The 14,686-nt window shown below is 57.9% G+C and carries 18 protein-coding genes and 1 other RNA gene; 17 read left to right on the forward strand and 2 right to left on the reverse strand.

Going from position 1 to position 14,686, the window contains the following annotated elements:
- The first annotated feature begins 139 nt into the window (after positions 1-139).
- Positions 140-628 (forward strand): YbaY family lipoprotein, encoded by a 489-nt coding sequence (locus tag KHA73_RS05315; protein WP_234589572.1) that lies wholly within the window; start codon positions 140-142, stop codon positions 626-628.
- A 65-nt stretch (positions 629-693) separates the two neighbouring features.
- Here the strand turns inward: KHA73_RS05315 and KHA73_RS05320 are convergent, their stop codons facing one another.
- Entirely contained in the window at positions 694-1,008 is a 315-nt protein-coding gene (locus KHA73_RS05320) for an MGMT family protein (protein ID WP_234589573.1), read from the reverse strand.
- A gap of 156 nt (positions 1,009-1,164) precedes the next feature.
- Here KHA73_RS05320 and ffs point away from each other — a divergent pair.
- The 16 genes from ffs (at position 1,165) to KHA73_RS05400 (ending at position 14,304) form a co-directional block, all read left to right on the forward strand.
- Positions 1,165-1,261: signal recognition particle sRNA small type (ffs, locus tag KHA73_RS05325), an RNA gene on the forward strand.
- Between the two features lie 320 nt (positions 1,262-1,581).
- Positions 1,582-2,355: a winged helix-turn-helix domain-containing protein gene (locus tag KHA73_RS05330; RefSeq protein WP_234589574.1), complete on the forward strand. Its 774-nt coding sequence runs from the start codon at positions 1,582-1,584 to the stop codon at positions 2,353-2,355.
- On the forward strand, positions 2,340-2,834 hold the full coding sequence (locus tag KHA73_RS05335; RefSeq protein ID WP_234589575.1) for a FidL-like protein: 495 nt from the start codon (positions 2,340-2,342) through the stop codon (positions 2,832-2,834). Before KHA73_RS05330 ends, KHA73_RS05335 begins: the two co-directional genes overlap by 16 nt.
- A gap of 412 nt (positions 2,835-3,246) precedes the next feature.
- On the forward strand, positions 3,247-3,735 hold the full coding sequence (locus KHA73_RS05340; protein ID WP_234589576.1) for a winged helix-turn-helix domain-containing protein: 489 nt from the start codon (positions 3,247-3,249) through the stop codon (positions 3,733-3,735).
- A gap of 49 nt (positions 3,736-3,784) precedes the next feature.
- Positions 3,785-4,276, forward strand: coding sequence for a type II secretion system protein N (locus KHA73_RS05345; protein ID WP_234589577.1), 492 nt, complete (start codon positions 3,785-3,787; stop codon positions 4,274-4,276).
- A 116-nt stretch (positions 4,277-4,392) separates the two neighbouring features.
- Complete coding sequence (gene gspD / locus KHA73_RS05350; protein WP_234591190.1) at positions 4,393-6,294, forward strand: type II secretion system secretin GspD; 1,902 nt, start codon at positions 4,393-4,395, stop codon at positions 6,292-6,294.
- The gene (gene gspE / locus KHA73_RS05355) at positions 6,291-7,787 is read left to right on the forward strand and encodes a type II secretion system ATPase GspE (protein WP_234589579.1); all 1,497 of its coding nucleotides are present in this window, start codon (positions 6,291-6,293) and stop codon (positions 7,785-7,787) included. The genes gspD and gspE overlap by 4 nt, the downstream gene beginning before the upstream one ends.
- The gene (gene gspF, locus KHA73_RS05360; RefSeq protein WP_380739953.1) at positions 7,777-8,988 is read left to right on the forward strand and encodes a type II secretion system inner membrane protein GspF; all 1,212 of its coding nucleotides are present in this window, start codon (positions 7,777-7,779) and stop codon (positions 8,986-8,988) included. The genes gspE and gspF overlap by 11 nt, the downstream gene beginning before the upstream one ends.
- Before the next feature lie 23 nt (positions 8,989-9,011).
- Positions 9,012-9,470, forward strand: a complete 459-nt coding sequence (gspG, locus tag KHA73_RS05365) for a type II secretion system major pseudopilin GspG (protein ID WP_234589582.1) — start codon at positions 9,012-9,014, stop codon at positions 9,468-9,470.
- Between the two features lie 2 nt (positions 9,471-9,472).
- Entirely contained in the window at positions 9,473-9,946 is a 474-nt protein-coding gene (locus KHA73_RS05370; RefSeq protein ID WP_234589584.1) for a prepilin-type N-terminal cleavage/methylation domain-containing protein, read from the forward strand.
- Entirely contained in the window at positions 9,936-10,313 is a 378-nt protein-coding gene (gspI, locus tag KHA73_RS05375) for a type II secretion system minor pseudopilin GspI (RefSeq protein WP_234589586.1), read from the forward strand. Before KHA73_RS05370 ends, gspI begins: the two co-directional genes overlap by 11 nt.
- Positions 10,310-10,921 carry a type II secretion system minor pseudopilin GspJ gene (gspJ, locus tag KHA73_RS05380; RefSeq protein WP_234589587.1) on the forward strand — a complete coding sequence of 204 codons (612 nt, stop codon included), beginning with the start codon at positions 10,310-10,312 and terminating at the stop codon, positions 10,919-10,921. Before gspI ends, gspJ begins: the two co-directional genes overlap by 4 nt.
- Positions 10,918-11,853, forward strand: a complete 936-nt coding sequence (gene gspK / locus KHA73_RS05385; protein ID WP_234589588.1) for a type II secretion system minor pseudopilin GspK — start codon at positions 10,918-10,920, stop codon at positions 11,851-11,853. Before gspJ ends, gspK begins: the two co-directional genes overlap by 4 nt.
- A gap of 3 nt (positions 11,854-11,856) precedes the next feature.
- A complete protein-coding gene (gene gspL, locus KHA73_RS05390; protein WP_234589589.1) occupies positions 11,857-12,987 on the forward strand; it encodes a type II secretion system protein GspL in 1,131 nt (376 codons plus the stop codon).
- Positions 12,984-13,442: a type II secretion system protein GspM gene (gspM, locus tag KHA73_RS05395; protein WP_234589590.1), complete on the forward strand. Its 459-nt coding sequence runs from the start codon at positions 12,984-12,986 to the stop codon at positions 13,440-13,442. Before gspL ends, gspM begins: the two co-directional genes overlap by 4 nt.
- Before the next feature lie 31 nt (positions 13,443-13,473).
- The gene (locus KHA73_RS05400; protein ID WP_234589591.1) at positions 13,474-14,304 is read left to right on the forward strand and encodes a prepilin peptidase; all 831 of its coding nucleotides are present in this window, start codon (positions 13,474-13,476) and stop codon (positions 14,302-14,304) included.
- Here KHA73_RS05400 and gspS read toward each other — a convergent pair.
- Positions 14,301-14,672 (reverse strand): type II secretion system pilot lipoprotein GspS, encoded by a 372-nt coding sequence (gene gspS, locus KHA73_RS05405; protein WP_234589592.1) that lies wholly within the window; start codon positions 14,670-14,672, stop codon positions 14,301-14,303. The genes KHA73_RS05400 and gspS overlap by 4 nt on opposite strands.
- Positions 14,673-14,686: the final 14 nt, after the last annotated feature.

Consider the following 14,686-nt stretch of genomic DNA (forward strand, 5'->3'; position numbering starts at 1 on the left):
ACCTTAATAGTGAGCATTATCAGCAGGGGAAGTGATTAATAGGCGGAGCTAAATGGATTTTTCAGTATTTTGTGCTAAGTTTATTGAGTGAGGTGGTGAAAGCCACCAACATGTTGATAATAAAAAAGGAGACCGATCCATGAAACTCTGGCAAATCGTAGGCGGAGCAGCAGCATTGACGATGGCTCTGGCGGGCTGTGCCCAAAAGAGTGCGGATGTGCCTACCCCGACGGCAGGAAACCCGACCGCGCAAACGCAGATTCAGGGCCCGGCGGTGACTGGTTCGGTTAACATTCGCCAGCGCATTGCGCTGCCGCCGGATGCCGTACTGACGGTTACTCTCTCTGACGCCTCGCTGGCGGATGCGCCGTCGAAAGTCATTGCCCAGCGAGCTGTGCGCACCGACGGCAAACAGGCGCCGTTTAATTTCGTCCTGCCGTACAACCCGGCCGACATCCAGCCGAATGCGCGTATCATTCTGAGCGCGGCGGTGACGGTGAATGGTCAAATGATCTTTATCACCGACACTATCCAGGAAGTGGTCAACCGCAACGGCACTCGCGCCGATCTGCTGCTGGTTCCTGTACAGGGCGTGCCGGTTCAGGCTGCGCCAACGGCGATGCCGTAAGCTCGGTTTTCCGAGCGCCTGACAGCAACAGCCTTTGCGCTTCGGCCAAAGGCTGTTTTGTTTTTTTACCCGCGCCAGCCGTACAGCTGAAAGTCCACCGTGCTGTGTGGGCCAAAAATGATGCCCTCCGCCAGCAACGCCTGCCGCTGGCGCTGAAAGTCTTCCCCTTGCTGCGAAATCTGCCCGTGACGGTTAATCACCCGATGCCAGGGGAGTGAGGTGCCTTCCGGTAAACGCCGCAGGACGCCGCCGACCTGGCGCGCCGCGCGCGGCGAACCCGCCAGCTGCGCCACCTCGCCATAGGTGGTGACTTTGCCATAGGGAATGGCGGCCACCACGTGGAATACGCGTTGGCTAAAGGAGGCGTCTTCTGGTTTCATGTTTGTCTTCCCGCATGAGTAAAACCCCAGGCGGAGAGTGTGCCACAGGAGAGGTGGGTAAGAAAACAGCGGTTGACCTCGGTTGGCTTGCTATTTGGTGGGGCATCGCCGATAATGCCCACCGCTTCGAAGTACAGAAGCCGTCAATGGAGGCCCTGTTGGTTCTCCCGCAACACTAACTTGTGAACTCGGTCAGATCCGGAAGGAAGCAGCCGCAGCAGGTGACGTGTGTGCCGGGATGTAGCTGGCAGGGCCTCCACCCATTTCAGCTCCCGGCATTTTTTTCTCTCCGTTTTATCTGCCCCATAAGAGTTATTTCTGGCGCCATATTTTTTCCCCGGCGTTTAAAATTGTTTTTTATAACAGGCACTCAATAAGTCAGCGCCGCTACGCCATTCGCGCGAAAAAATATGAAGGGTATTTTGCGAAAATTCTTAAAGTTGCGCGCCTGTTGGTATGGGGTTAATATTGATTATTACCTGCGCTAAAGGACGCCGTTCCCGTCCGTCGGCGATGGCTGTATTGGCCTAAATAAGTTCAAATAATAACCAGTGTGCTCTACCAGGCAGCAATATGATTTACATCATTGATAAAGATATCAGGTTTAATACTGAAAACGGTTCGCTAAAGAGTATAAAGAAAGGCCATGAAGTTTTCCTATCCAGCGTGAATGCAAGAGTATTCAAGTGTTTGCTTGAGCATGGCAGTGAAGCGGTCAGCCGCGAGACGTTGCTTAAGCAGGTCTGGGCCGACCATGGTTTGAGCGCGTCGTCGGCTACCCTGAATCAATATATCTGCCTGACCCGGCGTGCGCTGGCTTCTGTCGGATTCAATGAACGTCTGATCATCACCCTGGCCAAGAAAGGTTACAGGTTAAATAATTTTATACAAATTAACAAGTTAGCCGTTGACTGCGTCGAAGGCGGCATCCCAAATGCGCCAGTGCCGGCCAGCCATGGCTATCGTTATTCTTTTATTCTGCTGAGAAGCTTATCGATAGTGTTGCCGTTATCTTTCCTGGCGCTGTGCTTTTTTTATTATAAGCACCACCGCGCAGCAGAGAAGAAGCAGCTGTTATCCTATGTGGGCAGCGTCAACGGCTGCGAGGTTTATTATGCCGGTAATTTTTTGGAGAGTAATAAGGGCAATTATTTGCAGTTTTTGGCCAGAAAAGATCTTTACGGGCAGCGCTGTCGCCCAGGAGAGATAGTCCTTACCAGGGTTAACCGTTCTCTCAATGCCAACGAAGACAGCGGGCGGCAGTTTATCGCCAAATGCGCGAAAGATCGTCGTTCTATTCTGCATCATTGTGAGAGTGAGTACATTCGGGCATGGACAAAAAGTTAAACCTGCTATCGGCTATTCTGGTTGCCCTGTGCGTTTTTGCCGCTGCGATAGTTTACTCCCTCACTCGCAGTCAGCATGATTTTGGCGACTTGTCCTGTGAGGCAAACGCCACCTTCAGTTATTTCAACTCCCTGGACAGGCTGGCGGGATCCGACGATATCCAACTGGTATTGAAAATTAATTATGTGTTTTTATCGGGCCAGAAAGGCGTGCTTATTCTTTCCGGCGTAGCGAACGATGGAGAAAAGAGGTTCTTCGTAAACCGCAGAATAAATTTTACCTATACTCTGCAGGGGGATTTTTACAAATTCTACTACGGCGAGGCGCTTCACTCACCGCGTGACACTTTGCCTGAAAATATTTACTCTTACTTCTTCAGCAGCGAATCCAGTTTTTACCATATCAGATATATCGATAGCAACACGCTGATCTTCAACAGCGCCTACTCGCCGATGTTTTTATGTAACGTTAACTCCTGAAGCATTATCCTGCCTTAACGCCAATAAAGAGCGATAAGTTGTTCGCAAAAAAAGTTATTTTATTTGCTCTTTATGCCGATCCTGAAAATTCGTTTTTCCTATCCGGGGCAATAACATCAGTTGTTATGTTTGCATCGATTAATATGATTTTTTTATCTTATTTAATATAAATTAATATTTTTATATTTCAGGTTAAGTTGTTGTTTTTATTGTTTATTTATTTAGCTTGCGCGATTATTAATTTTATATAATTTATTTTTTGAAATAGGTTGCGTGAATGTTTTATGCGTGATTTATTAGCCAGGCTCTTGAGCTTTTACTCCATTGTTTTTATGAAAAACCATTTTTACGGCCATGGGCTGTGGCTATGGGGCTAAGAGCATTGGGATTTTATCAATATAATAGGCGAGAGATGGACGTACATAAGATTGCTCTGAACGACACCCTGCTTGAAAATGATGCCGTTATATTAAACAATAACGATAAGACGCTGTTGTTTAAAAAGGAAAAGGTTATTATTGAGATGACCGAATTGCAACGGCGATTCATGCTTTGTCTGCTCAGCGGGATATATAAGAAGAACGATATTATCCGTGCGGTATGGTTCTGCAACCATGAAACGATCAGCGACAATAACTATTATCAGATGATATTCCAGTGCCGCTCTTTGCTGTCGCGGCATGGCATTCCCGCTGAGGTGATCAAGACCATACCCCGTTTTGGCGTCATGCTGAGCTTCCAGACCGGCGGGCGAAAAAGCGCCGCCGTCGCCGGAGGTGAGCACGCCGGCGGCGCGTGGTTAAAGCGGGTAAAGCGCCGTTTAGAGGCCGTCAATTACAAAATCGCGCTGACAATAACGCTGATTTTTTCAGTGGCGGTGTGCGTGGGGATCTCGGTGTAGCGCCTGGATTGCGATTGCTGTGGCATTAATGTGATTTCCCGAGGCGTAAGTGAGCAAGCGGTTCATTGGCTATGTCTTTTCGTTTTTCTTTTTGCTGAATCTGGCGTTTATATTTTCTCAACTGTGGAAAATAACCCACATCGGCGCGGCAACAGAGCCAGCGCCGGCCGCGCCGCGCCATGTCGGGTTTCCTGCGGCGGATGATGCGGGCGTTATCGGCGCGCTCAACTTATTTGGCCGCTATGCGCAGGCAAAGGGCGGGCAACGGGGGGAGGAGGGCTATAGGGTGAGGCCGCAGGGAATTACCGACCAAATCATTCGTGATGCGCCAGAGTCCCGGCTGGCGGGGAAAATTACCGGTTTACTGCTCAGCGGCAATGAAAATAAAAGCCTGGTTATCATAGAGCGCGCTGGAAAGCAGGCCAGCTATGGCATCGGTGAGCGCATTATCGACAGCAACGCCGTTATATTGCGCATATTGCACGATAAGATATTGCTTAATGAAAATGGATACTATGCCTCGATGATTTTAAAAGAGTAGGCGTGCTTTCTTTTTTTGATGGAAAATTTTTCAGGTCATAAGGCTGTATTGTGATTACGCATATTGTTTATCTTCTGGGCCATCAGTGGCGCCACGTTTACTGGCGGCGGCTGGCGATGATTTCCCTGCTGGCCGTTTTTTCCGGCCCGGCGCATGCCGAATCTTTTTCCGCCAATTTTAAAGGCACGGATATTCAGGAATTTATTAATACCGTCAGTAAAAATCTGGGGAAAACCATCATCATTGACCCGGCGGTGAAAGGTAAGGTCACCGTGCGCAGCTATGAGCAGCTTAACGACAAACAATATTATCAATTCTTCCTGAACGTGCTGGACGTTTACGGCTATGCGGTGATCGGCATGCCCAATAACGTGCTGAAAGTGATAGTGGCGAAAGAGGGGAAACGAGCCGCGCTATCGCAGGCGGGCGGCGCCGAGGCGGCGGAAGGGGATGAGGTGGTGATGCGCATCGTTCCGCTGCGCAACATCGCGGCCAAGGATATTGCGCCGTTATTGCGCCAGCTTAACGACAGCGTGGGCGTCGGCAGCGTGGCGCATTACGAGCAGGGCAACGCCTTGCTGATCACCGGCAGGGCCGGCGTGGTCAATGGGCTGATCGATATTGTCCGCGAGATGGATCAGGATGACGGCAACCAGATAGAAACCATAACGTTGAAACATGCGGCGGCGGCCGAGATTGTGCGCATGGTCAATGAGCTGTTCCGCGAAGAGGGCAAGCAGCGGATGGCGGGTGCCGCGACGCTGCGGCTGGTGGCGGATGAAAGAACCAACAGCCTGATGCTGACCGGCGACGATCGGATCCGCGAATACGTTAAATCGATGGTTTATCAGCTGGATAACAAGAGCGTTAGCCAGGGCAACACCAAAGTCATTCAGCTGAAATACGCCAAGGCGCAGAGCCTGGTCGAGGTGCTGACCGGGGTGAGCTCGGGCTTGCAGAATGAAAAGGAAGCGGCCGCAACCAACGTGGCGCTGCTGAAAAATGTGGTGATCAAGGCCGACGAGCAAACCAACGCGCTGATCATCACCGCCGCGCCGGACGTGATGCGCGATCTGGAAGAGGTGGTCACCAAGCTGGACGTGCGGCGTGCGCAGGTGCTGGTGGAGGCGGTGATTGTCGAGGTGCAGGACGGCCAGGGGCTGAATATCGGCGTTCAGTGGGCGAATAAGTACGGCGGCGGCACGCAGTTTGCGGGCAATGCCCCCGGCGTTGCCTCGGGGTTCGAGGGCGGCATGCTCGAGGCCTTCGGCAAGGCCAACGGACTGATGACCGGTTTCTACAGTGGCAACTGGGGCCTGTTGCTCTCCGCCATCGCCAGCAATAACCAAAACAATATTCTGGCCACGCCGAGCATCGTCACTCTGGATAACGCCGAGGCGGAGTTCAGCGTCGGTCAGGATGTGCCTATTCTAACCGGTTCGCAAACCACCAACAGCGATAACGTGTTCAATACCGTTTCGCGTAAAACCGTGGGGATAAAACTTAAGGTCAAGCCGCAGATTAACAAGGGCCAGTCGGTTCTGATGCAGATTGAACAAGAGGTTTCCAGCGTTGCCGACAACGCGCAGATCGCCGCCGATTCTTTGGGCGCCACCTTTAATATCCGCACGGTCAACAACACCGTATTGGTCGACAGCGGCGAAACGGTGGTGGTAGGCGGCCTGCTGGATAAAACCAACTCGGAAGTGGAGAGCAGCGTTCCGCTTCTGGGGCGCATTCCGCTGCTGGGCGCGCTGTTCCGCTCGACCTCGGTGAAGGAAAGCAAGCGTAACCTGATGCTGTTCATTCGGCCCACCATCATTCGCACCACCGAGGGTTATAGCCGGCAGAGCCGGCGTAAAGTCGGCAAATTCGACCTCGAGCAACAGAAGGACAGCGAGCTGAAGCAGGCGCTGCGCGACGAGCTGGCGCAGGGCAGAGGCGCCGGAGACAACAAGGCGTTTCTGAACGTTATTGCGCAAATCGATGCCTTCTATGGCCGGGAAGGCAAAAAATGACCCAGAGCCCTGCCGGCCATTTGCTGCCTTTTGCCTGGGCGCGCCAACATGGCGTGCTGGCGGTGACGCAGGCGCAGGGGATCGCGCTGTATTGCCACCGGCAAACGACGCTCGACGCGCTGATGGAGGCCCATCGTTTTCTGCCCGGCGAACCCTTGCCGGTGCGGCTGGAGGCGGAACTGTTCGAACAAAAACTGGTGGCGCACTACCAGCAGGAAACCGGCCATGCGCAAAGGATGATCGAGGATCTGGGCAGCGAGCTGGACTTTTATACCCTGGCGGAAGAGCTGCCGGAGCAGCAGGACCTGTTGGATGAGCAGAACGACGCGCCGATTATTCGCCTGATCAACGCCATGCTGAGTGAGGCGATCAAAGAGCGGGCCTCCGACATTCATATCGAGACCTATGAGAGTGAATTGGCGATCCGCTTTCGCATCGACGGCGCGTTGCGGCGTATTTTGGCGCCGCAGCGCAAGCTTTCCGCCCTGCTGGTTTCCCGCATCAAGGTGATGTCAAAGCTGGATATTGCCGAGAAGCGCGTGCCGCAGGATGGCCGCATGACGCTGAAAGTGGGGGGCCGGGCGATCGACGTGCGGGTGTCGGTGATGCCGGCCAGCCACGGTGAACGGGTGGTGATGCGTTTGCTGGACAAGAGCAGCGTCAGGCTGGATCTGCCCAGCCTGGGCATGACGCCGGATCGCCAGCAGGCGCTGCTGCGCCTGATTCAGCAGCCGCACGGCATTATCCTGGTTACCGGCCCGACCGGCTCAGGCAAAAGCACCACGCTGTACACCCTGCTGAACCAGATCAATGACGAAAACCGCAACATCATGACCATTGAAGATCCCGTCGAGTATGAGCTGAGCGGCGTTGCGCAGACCCAGGTGAACCCGAAGGTGGACATGACCTTTGCCCGCGGGCTGCGCGCGCTGCTGCGGCAGGATCCTGACGTGGTGTTGATCGGTGAGATCCGCGACGGCGAAACGGCGCAGATTGCGGTGCAGGCCTCTTTGACCGGGCACCTGGTGTTGTCCACGCTGCATACCAATACCGCGATTGGCGCCATTACCCGGCTGCGGGATATGGGGGTGGAGCCATTTTTGCTGTCCAGTTCGCTCAGCGGCGTGCTGGCGCAGCGTCTGGTGCGGCGGCTCTGCCCGCAGTGCCGTGAGCCCTATGCATTATCCGAGCGACAACGGCAGACGTTTGATTGGCCGGCGGAGCAAAGCCCTACCTGTTGGCGGCCGGTGGGCTGCGACGCCTGCGGCGGCCAGGGATACCGCGGCCGTATCGGCCTGCACGAACTGCTGCTGCTGGATGAGGCCATGCGTCTGGCGATCCATCGCGGAGACAGCGAAATCGACATCATGCGCCTGGCCGCCTCGCGTTATCAGTCGTTGCGTCAGGATGGTATCGCCAAAATGAGCGCCGGCGAAACCAGTCTGGAAGAGGTATTGCGGGTCACCCGTGAAGGGGATGGCGATGAAGTGTGATTACCGCGCCTGCGATCGGCAGGGGCGCGCCCAGCGCGGTTCGCTTGAGGCCGATTCTCTGCGCCATGCCCGCGATATGCTGCGCGAAAAAGGCTGGCGAGTGCTCGAGGTCAGGGGCGCAAAGACGCGCGGCCCCGGCAGGCTGTATGGATTCAAGCTTGGTACCGGCGTCGGCAGCGGCGATCTGGCGCTGGCCACCCGCCAGCTGGCGACGTTGATGTCCGCCGCGCTGCCGTTGGAAGAAGCGTTGATGGCGGTGGCGCGGCAGACGGAAAAAAAGGCGCTGCAGGCGGCGTTGGTGCAGGTTCGTCAGCGGATCCTGGAAGGTTTTTCGCTGGCGCACGCCATGGGTCAGTACCCGCGTATTTTTGAGCGACTGTACTGCGCCATGGTGGCGGCCGGCGAAATCTCCGGCCATTTGGCGCCGGTGCTGGAGCGGTTGGCCGACTACGTCGAACAGCGCCAACAGATGAAAAACAAAATCACCCAGGCGCTGGTGTATCCGCTGGTGCTGACGGTGGTGGCGATCGGAGTGGTGACTATCCTGCTCGCGGCGGTGGTGCCCAAGGTGGTGGAGCAGTTCGTGCATATGAAGCAGGCCTTGCCGCTGTCTACTCGGCTGCTGATCGGCGCCAGCGCCGCCATTCGGCAGTGGGGGCTGGTGGCGCTGGCGCTGGTGCTGACGGGCATGGTGTGTTTTCGCTACGCCCTGCGCGATCCGGCGCGGCGCTGCCGCTGGCACGCTTTTATTCTGCGGCTGCCGGTGGTCGGCAAGCTGGCCCTCGGCGTCAACACCGCGCGCTATGCCAAAACCCTGAGCATTTTGAATGCCAGCGCGGTGCCGCTGCTGGAAGCGATGCGCATCAGCGCCAGCGTGCTGGGCAACGATCACGCCCGCCGGCGTCTGCTGGCGGCGATGGAGCGGGTGCGGGAAGGAGAGGGACTGTCGCCGTCGCTGGAGGGCACGGCGCTTTTTTCACCGATGATGCGCCATATGATCATGTCCGGCGAGCGCAGCGGTGAACTGGACATGATGCTTGAACGGGCGGCGAATATGCAGCAGGACGCCTTTGCCCGGCACATCGCCCTGGCTCTGGGACTGTTTGAACCTTTATTGGTGATCCTGATGGCCAGCTCGGTGCTGTTCATCATTCTGGCTATCCTGCAGCCGATATTACAACTCAACAATATGATTGGATAATCAATATGTTAATAGATAGCAAAATGCGCAAAGTCAGGCAGGCGGACCATGAGCGGCAAAAGGGATTTACGCTTTTGGAAATTATGGTGGTGATTGTCATTTTGGGGTTATTGGCCAGTCTGACCATTCCCAGCCTGATGGGCAACAAAGAGAAAGCGGATAAGCAAAAAGCGGCCAGCGATATTGTCGCCCTGGAAAATGCGCTGGACATGTACCGGCTGGACAATGGCCGCTACCCCAGCTCGGAGCAGGGGCTGGCGGCGCTGGTGGCCAAGCCCGAACGCCCGCCGCTGCCGCGAAATTACCCGGAAGACGGCTATATCCGCAGGCTGCCGCAGGACCCCTGGGGCAATGCGTATCAGCTGCGCAACCCCGGCAAACACGGCAAGCTGGACGTGTTCTCCATCGGCCCGGACGGCCTTGCCGACACCCAGGATGACATCGGCAACTGGCTGGACAAGCCGGCGGGGCAGGCAGAGTAGCGATGAAGCGTGCGGGCGGCTTTACCCTGCTGGAAATCATGCTGGTGCTGCTGCTGTTGGGGATCGCCAGCAGTCTGATTATGCTGCGTTTTCCCGCTCCGGGGGGGCAGCTGGCGCAGCAGGGCGAACTGTTGGCCTGGCGGCTGTCCGAGGCGGCGGAACGGGCCGAGCGTGAAGGGAAAACCTATGGCGTGGCGTTCAGCGACGGCGGCTGGCGCATCGTCGCCGAGGGGGAGCGGCAGGGACGAGACGCCTCGTCTTTACCGGCCGGGATGGCGTTGCAGCTGGCGCTGGAACGGCAGAACATCGCGCTGGACGCGGCGTGGCCGCCGACGGAACCGCAGGTCTGGCTGTATCCGGGCGGTGAAACTTCCGTCTTTACCGTTACCCTGCTGCAGGGTAAATGCCGTTGGCAGCTCTATGCGAGCGGCTTTTTGGCATTCGAGACAACGGCAGCGCGCTGCGATGAAAGCTGACGATCAACGGCAGCGGGGCATGACCCTGCTGGAAGTGGTGGTCGCCCTGATGATTTTCGCCATTGGCTGCATGGCGGTGATCAAAACCACCGGCCAACAGGTGCGAAGCCTGGGTGAACTTGAGGCCAGAAACCTCGCCCTGTGGGTGGCGGATAACCAGCTGGCGTTATTGCAACTTGATGCGGCGCCGCCGGCGCCGGCGTGGCGAGAGGGAACGACGGAGATGGCGGATGAAATCTGGTATTGGCGCTACCGCGGCAGAGAAACCACCGATGCCGGGCTGTGGGCGATAGAAATAGAAGTTCGGCGCGAGCCGCAGGCGCACAACGCCTTGATCGCACTGCTGGCTTACCGGGAATTGCCGTGAACAGTCGCCCGCAGCGCGGGTTTACCCTGGTGGAAATGATGCTGGCGATCGTTATTTTTTCTTTGCTGTCGCTGTTGGCGCTGATGATTTTTCAGGGCGTGTTGAAGAACAGCGAAATCGTTCAGGGCAAAGCGGCGCAAATGGTTCAGCTGCAGCGGGCGTTGAACGCCGTTGAACGGGACTTTTCCCATGCGCTTGCCCGGGTGCCGGTCAACCTGGCCGCCCAACCCGGCATACCGGAGTTTGAGGCGCGCCAGGCGGCGGACGGCGCCGGCAACTACCGGGTGATGCTGATCCGACACGGCTGGCAGAACCCCGGCGGCAGATTGCCGCGCTCGACGCTGGAGCGGGTGGAATACCGGCTGGAACAGGGGCGGCTGACGCGCCTGAGCTACCCCGAGCTGAACGGCCCGGCCTCTGCGGCGCTCCGGGTGACGCTGCTGGCCGGGGTGCGGCGGTTCCAACTGCGTTTTTATTATCAGGGCGAATGGCTGGCGGCGTGGCGCGCCAGCACCTGGCTGCCGCAGGCGGTCGAGATCGCCGTTGACAGCGGGGATTTAGGCCCGGTAAGGCGCATTGTTCTGCTGCCGTCGGAGGATAAATCATGAATAAACAGCGGGGAATGGCGTTGCTGATGGTGTTGTTAATGATGTCAGTGATGGCGATTATTGCGGTGAATATCAACGGCTACTGGCAGCGGGCGATGACGCGCGCGCAGTCGCAGCAGGATCAGTTAAGGGCCAAGTGGCTGCTGCTGGGCGGGGAAATCTATGCCAAAAGATGGCTGCAGCGGTCGTTGGATAAACAGCCCTCGGTGAATTTGGGCCAGGCGTGGGCGCGCGAGGATATCGCCATGCGCACCGAACAGGGCGAGGTCTCGGTGCGCATCATCAACGCCGACGCCTGTTTTAATCTGAATGCGCTGGCCGCGGCGTCGCCGGCGGAAGATCGCGGCGACGCCGCGGCGAAAATAGCGCCGGAAAAGCGAATATTCATGTTGTTGCTCAGTAATCTGGCGGTTGCCGAACCGCAGGCCGAGGCTATCGCCGAGGCCATTATCACCAAAATAACCGGCCGACGCGGCGTGGCTGAAACCGCTTATCTGTTTGCAGACGTCAGCGAGCTGCGGGAGATGAACTTCATGAGCCGCGAGCTGTATGCGCGCCTGGCGCCGCTGGTGTGCGCCCGCCCGGATAACCAACTGCAGATCAACCTCAACACCGTCACCGCGCAGCAGCTGCCGTTGATCAGAGCGATGTTGCAGAACGCATTGAGCGCTGAGCAGGTGCTGGCGTTAATTGGCGGCCGCCCTCGGGAGGGTTGGCGTTCGCTGGACTTTTTTACCGCCGATAACTACCCCGAATTGGGCAAACTGCAGGATGACCGGCTGGCCGACAGGCTGGCCATCAGCGGCAGCCGCTTTACGGCGGAGCTGCGGGTGACGTTGGCCGATGGCCGCTATCGCCTGACCAGCGCATGGCGGCGTGGCGATAGCGGCGTCAGGGTGATTCGGCGCCAGTTCGGCTGGGGGGAGGGTTAAACCATGTCGGACAATATGCTGCTCATCGCCCTGGGGCACGACGCCATGGCCGAGGTGCGCTGGGGTAAGGCGGGAGAGGCGCATAGCGCCTTCAGCGCCCGGGTGGATCTGAGCGACGGCGGCGAAGAGCTGGCGGTGATGGCGTGCAACAGCAGGGTGGTGGTGCTGGTTCCGGCGCGGCATGTGGTGCTGCGCGAGGGGGGATTTCAGGGTAAATCCCGCCAGATGACGCCGATGGCGTTGGCCTACCAGCACGAAAGCGAGCTGCTGGCGGATGTGGAACAGATGCACTGGGTGCTGCTGGGCAAAGAACAACAGCGGTACGGCATCGCCGGGGTTGCGCTGGCGCAGATGGCGGCCTGGTGCGAGCTGCTGAACGCCTGTGGCCTGCGGGCCGATAAAATGCTGCCGGATGTGCTGGCGCTGCCGTTGCCCGGCAGCTGCAGCGCGCTGCAGGCCGGAGATCGCTGGCTGATAAGAAGCGGGCCGTGGCGGGGCATGGCGCTGCCGCATGCCTGGGCGGCAACGGCGCCGCCGGTGACGCCGGATCTGTGCCTGCATGCCGACGCCGATGTCCCGCCGGGGTGGGAGAACGCCTCTCGCGTTGAGGATCCGTTATGGCTGCTGGCCGACGAAGCCTGGCGCAGCAAGAACAACCTGCTGCAGGGAAAGTTCAGGCCGGCCGCCAGCTGGCCGCGCTTTATGCCGGGGAAAACCGCCTGCGCGCTGATGCTGGCGAGCTGTTCGCTGCTGGCGTGCGGCCTGTATCACCAACTGATGGCCGGGCAATTCGAACGGCAGGCGGCTGCCGTAACCCAGCGCCTGTTGCCGGGGCTGCCGCCGGGCGTTTCCGCCGCCGAGACGGCCAGCAGGCAGGTCAGGCAAATGCAAAATATCATCAATGAGCCGCAGCTGTTTACGCTGTTGCCTTACGCCAGCGAGGCGCTGTCGCTATGGGAACAGCCTCAACTGCAGTCGTTAACCTTTGACGGCGCCAAAAACGAACTGACGATCACGCTGTTCAAAGAGCAGGTAACGCTGCCGCCGCCCAGCGAGGACAGCGGCATTCACATTTCGATGACGCAAGGCGCGGCGCCGGATGTGGCGATCCTGAGGGTGGGGGGAGAGCAATGAAACAGCGTATCGCCGATTTTCGCGTCGATAAACGCCTGCAGGCGGCGGTTGCCTGGAGCCTGCTGTTGCTGGCGGCGTTCGGCTACTGCCTGTATCAGTTTTATCTGATGAAACAGCATGCGCAGCGCCTGGAGGCGCTTAATGGGCGGGTGGCAGCCGTCACCCAGCTGCGGGCGCGGCTGCCGCCAACGGCGGCGCCGGCGTCTTTGCTGCAGCAGCGTCTGCGGCAGAGCGCGCAAGAACGCCAGATCCCTATCGCTCGCCTGTCGGACAGCGAGCAGGGCGTGCAGATAATCTTGCCGGCGCTGCCGTTCGGCCGGCTCATCGCCTGGCTGGCGGAGCTGCAGCGCGAGCAGGGGATTCGGGTGGTGCGGCTGGCCGTGGAACGGGAGCAGCAGCCGGGCAGGGTCAAGGTGCTCCAGCTGCTGGTTCGGGCGCAGCCCCCCATTTTATAATCATTTACCTTTTATACCCTCAGAGGCAGATATGTTAACCGCTATTGAAAATATGGCCGATGAGCGCTGGCTGTTATTTAGCGCCGCGCTGAGCCTGTGCGTCGGCAGCTTTATTAATGTGCTGATTTATCGCTTGCCGAAAATGCTCGATGGCGATGCCGAGGCCGGTAATAACCCAGTCCGGCTTGCGTCATTTAATTTATTTTTCCCGGCCTCGCGTTGTCCGCACTGTTCGGAAAATATAAAGCCCTATGACAATATTCCATTGGTCAGCTGGGTGGTACTGCGCGGACGATGCCGCTATTGCCGGCAGAATATTTCGCTGCGCTATCCATTGATTGAAATGGCGGTGCTGTTGGCGGGGGTGGCGACGGCGGCTTTTATCGGCATGGGTATCGACTGGTTATTTATGGTGGCGTTATTTTCGTTATTGCTGGCGTTAACGGCGATCGATATGGAACGGCAGCTGCTGCCCGATTGCCTGACGCTGTCATTGCTCTGGGTCGGGTTGCTGTGGCACGGCATTGCGCATCCGCAGTTTCTGCCGGCGGCGGTGATGGGCGCGATTGCCGGCTACCTGAGCCTGTGGCTGCTTTATTGGGGATTCAGGCTGTTGACCGGGCGCGAAGGGCTGGGATATGGCGACTTCAAGCTGCTGGCCGCCCTGGGGGCATGGACGGGTTATGAAACCCTGCCGCATATTTTGCTGATTGGCTCGTCCTGCAGCCTGACCTGGCTGGCGCTGCAGCGCGTGATGGGTGGCCGCAGCTGGTCACAGCCCTTGCCTTTTGGGCCCGGGCTGGCGTTGGCCGGCGCAGCGATGGCGGCCTACCTGTGGATGATCCCGCCGCTGGTCGGTTAACGCGTTTGGGCGAGGAATTGCGCCAGCGATTGATTGAGGCTGCTGCATTTTTCGCTTAGCGGGGTTGCGTCTGCATTCAGCCGTTCGAATACCCCGTTGGCCGCTTCGGAGAGCCGTGAGCGATCGATTGCCCGGCTCGGCCACCCCTTTTTGTCCGCCGCGCTTAATGCCGCCCCGGCTAATTTATCGTCTGCGGGAATATCGGCGCGGTTGCACTTCACCCTGAGAAACTGCGCGGCGCCGACCAGCGATGACAGCTGCGCCAGCTGATGGTCGATCGCCGGCGGCGCCGTTTTATTTCCTGCGGTCTGCTGACAGCCGGATAACAACGCGGCGGATAGACACCATGCGGAAAGGTTTTTTAACATTATTGGCTTCTTAT

The organism is Serratia entomophila (assembly GCF_021462285.1).
GTDB lineage: Bacteria > Pseudomonadota > Gammaproteobacteria > Enterobacterales > Enterobacteriaceae > Serratia > Serratia entomophila.

Excerpts from the sequence above, each read along its gene's own strand:
- KHA73_RS05315 (WP_234589572.1), top strand. The coding sequence starts at position 140 with ATGAAACTCTGGCAAATCGTAGGCGGAGCAGCAGCATTGACGATGGCT.
- KHA73_RS05320 (WP_234589573.1), bottom strand. The coding sequence starts at position 1,008 with ATGAAACCAGAAGACGCCTCCTTTAGCCAACGCGTATTCCACGTGGTG.
- KHA73_RS05330 (WP_234589574.1), top strand. The coding sequence starts at position 1,582 with ATGATTTACATCATTGATAAAGATATCAGGTTTAATACTGAAAACGGT.
- KHA73_RS05335 (WP_234589575.1), top strand. The coding sequence starts at position 2,340 with ATGGACAAAAAGTTAAACCTGCTATCGGCTATTCTGGTTGCCCTGTGC.
- KHA73_RS05340 (WP_234589576.1), top strand. The coding sequence starts at position 3,247 with ATGGACGTACATAAGATTGCTCTGAACGACACCCTGCTTGAAAATGAT.
- gspD (WP_234591190.1), top strand. The coding sequence starts at position 4,393 with ATGATTTCCCTGCTGGCCGTTTTTTCCGGCCCGGCGCATGCCGAATCT.
- gspE (WP_234589579.1), top strand. The coding sequence starts at position 6,291 with ATGACCCAGAGCCCTGCCGGCCATTTGCTGCCTTTTGCCTGGGCGCGC.
- gspF (WP_380739953.1), top strand. The coding sequence starts at position 7,777 with ATGAAGTGTGATTACCGCGCCTGCGATCGGCAGGGGCGCGCCCAGCGC.
- gspG (WP_234589582.1), top strand. The coding sequence starts at position 9,012 with ATGCGCAAAGTCAGGCAGGCGGACCATGAGCGGCAAAAGGGATTTACG.
- KHA73_RS05370 (WP_234589584.1), top strand. The coding sequence starts at position 9,473 with ATGAAGCGTGCGGGCGGCTTTACCCTGCTGGAAATCATGCTGGTGCTG.
- gspI (WP_234589586.1), top strand. The coding sequence starts at position 9,936 with ATGAAAGCTGACGATCAACGGCAGCGGGGCATGACCCTGCTGGAAGTG.
- gspK (WP_234589588.1), top strand. The coding sequence starts at position 10,918 with ATGAATAAACAGCGGGGAATGGCGTTGCTGATGGTGTTGTTAATGATG.
- gspL (WP_234589589.1), top strand. The coding sequence starts at position 11,857 with ATGTCGGACAATATGCTGCTCATCGCCCTGGGGCACGACGCCATGGCC.
- gspM (WP_234589590.1), top strand. The coding sequence starts at position 12,984 with ATGAAACAGCGTATCGCCGATTTTCGCGTCGATAAACGCCTGCAGGCG.
- KHA73_RS05400 (WP_234589591.1), top strand. The coding sequence starts at position 13,474 with ATGTTAACCGCTATTGAAAATATGGCCGATGAGCGCTGGCTGTTATTT.
- gspS (WP_234589592.1), bottom strand. The coding sequence starts at position 14,672 with ATGTTAAAAAACCTTTCCGCATGGTGTCTATCCGCCGCGTTGTTATCC.